Consider the following 900-nt stretch of genomic DNA (forward strand, 5'->3'; position numbering starts at 1 on the left):
AGGACCAGGGCGTAGACCGCGGAGCGCAGCGGGAGTTCGCTGCGGGTCAGGGCGGTCGCCGCGGTCACGCCGATGATCAGGGAGAAGACGGTGCTCAGGGCGGCGACCAGGGCGCTCAGCGAGAGTGCGGCCGGCCATTTGCTGCCGTCGGCGAACAGGGCCTTGTACCAGTTCAGCGTCCACACGTCCGGCGGGAAGTCGGCGAAGGCGTTGTTGCTGAAGGAGGTGATCAGGATGACGACGATCGGCAGCGCCAAAAACAGCAGGATCACGGTGGCGACGGCGGTCAGGGCGATCCGCCCGGCGAGGGTCTTGCGCAGTTCCATCATGACGCGCTCCTCTTCTTACGGCTGGCGCCGAGCGAGGTCACGAGCTTGACCAGCAGCAGTCCGGCGAAGGTGAGCAACAGCAGGATGACTCCCTGCGCGGCCGCTCCGTTCCACTGGTTGTCTTTGGTCACCTGCTGGTTGATGAGGGTGGCGATCATCGTCTGGTTGGGTCCGCCCATCAGGGCCGGGGTGATGTAGTAGCCCAGAGAGAGGATGAAGCTGAGCAGCCCGGCGCTGGCCAGGCCGGGGGCGACCAGCGGCAGGTAGATGCGACGGAAGATGGTCACGCGTCCCGCGCCCATGCTGGCCGCCGCGGCGAGCAGTCGGCGGTCCACGCCGCGCATCACGCCGTACAGCAGCAGCACGGTGTAGGGCAGCATCATGGAGGTGGTGCCGATGACCACGCCGAGTTCGTTGTAGAGCAGCTGGAACGGCGTCCCCGGTACCGCCAGGCCGGTCAGGGTCTCGTTGACCAGGCCCTTGTCGCCGAGCAGGATGATCCAGCCGTAGGTGCGTACCAGGGCGCTGATGAAGTGCGGGACGACCACGACCAGCATGGCCAGTCCGGCCC

General features: G+C 67.0%; 2 protein-coding genes. Both read right to left on the minus strand.

Features of this window, described 5'->3' with window-relative positions; genetic code table 11:
• A partial coding sequence (locus ABD357_RS33965; RefSeq protein WP_425585123.1) for an ABC transporter permease occupies positions 1-329 on the minus strand: 329 nt, incomplete at its 3' end.
• Positions 326-900: ABC transporter permease (locus ABD357_RS33970; RefSeq protein WP_344395071.1), on the minus strand; the 575-nt coding region annotated here is incomplete at its 5' end. The genes ABD357_RS33965 and ABD357_RS33970, both read right to left, overlap by 4 nt.

The sequence above is a fragment of the Streptomyces vastus genome, from assembly GCF_039532825.1.
Classification (GTDB): domain Bacteria; phylum Actinomycetota; class Actinomycetes; order Streptomycetales; family Streptomycetaceae; genus Streptomyces; species Streptomyces vastus.